Origin of the sequence: Micrococcus sp. HMSC31B01, from assembly GCF_001816085.1 — a bacterium.
GTDB lineage: Bacteria > Actinomycetota > Actinomycetes > Actinomycetales > Micrococcaceae > Micrococcus > Micrococcus luteus.
In genome coordinates this window covers 1-984 of sequence record NZ_KV824888.1, presented here as the reverse complement: position 1 = coordinate 984, position 984 = coordinate 1, and the positions used below count along the sequence as shown (strand labels likewise).

The 984-nt window shown below is 76.1% G+C and carries 1 protein-coding gene; it reads right to left on the bottom strand.

Going from position 1 to position 984, the window contains the following annotated elements:
- Positions 1-984, bottom strand: a 984-nt coding sequence (locus tag HMPREF3105_RS01265; RefSeq protein ID WP_141762376.1) for a DEAD/DEAH box helicase, incomplete at both ends; no start/stop codon positions are given.

Here is a 984-nt window from a genome sequence, read left to right as displayed (position 1 = left end):
ATCGCCATGACCGTCGCGTTGGGCATGTCCACGCCCACCTCGATGACGGTGGTCGCCACGAGCACGTCCGTCTCCCCGCGCGCGAAGGCCTGCATCGCCGCGTCCTGCTCGGCCTGGTCCATGCGCCCGTGCACGGCGTCGATCCGCAGCCCCGCCAGCGCCGGGAGACCCCGCAGCCGGGGTGTCATCTCCTCCACGTTGGCGTGACCCGGGTCGGCGTCGTCGGGGTCGATGCGCGGGCACACCACGAACGCCTGGTGGCCGGCCGCCACGTGCTCGGCGATCAGCTCCCACACGCGCCCGATCACGCGCGGGCCGTGGGCCATCCGCGCCACGTGCGTGGTGACCGGCTGACGCCCCGAGGGCAGCCCCTCGAGCACCGACAGGTCCAGGTCGCCGAACACCGTCATCGCCACGGAGCGCGGGATGGGTGTGGCGGACATGACGAGCAGGTGCGTGCCGGGGTTGGCCCGCCGCAGGGCCTCGCGCTGGTCCACGCCGAAGCGGTGCTGCTCGTCGACGACGGCCAGGGCCAGCTCGGCGAAGCCCACCTTCTCGGAGAGCAGCGCATGCGTCCCCACGGCGATCCCGGCCTCGCCGGAGGCCAGGGCCAGCAGCGCCTCGCGGCGCGCGGCGGTCTTGAGCGAGCCGGTGACCAGCACGACCCTCGTGGCCGGGCCGTCGCCGGCCCCGAGGGTGCCGGCCTCCGCGAGCGGGCCCATCAGGCGCAGCAGGGCGCGGTGGTGCTGCGCGGCGAGCACCTCGGTGGGCGCCACCAGGGCGGCCTGGCCGCCGGCGTCCACGACCTGCAGCATCGCCCGCAGGGCCACGAGCGTCTTGCCCGCGCCCACGTCCCCCTGCAGCAGCCGGCTCATCGGGGCGTCCCGGGCCAGCTCGGCGGACAGCTGCTCCCCCACCGCCACCTGGCCGGGCGTGAGCGCGAACGGCAGGCGGGCGTCCAGGGCCTCGAGCAGGCCCCCGGGC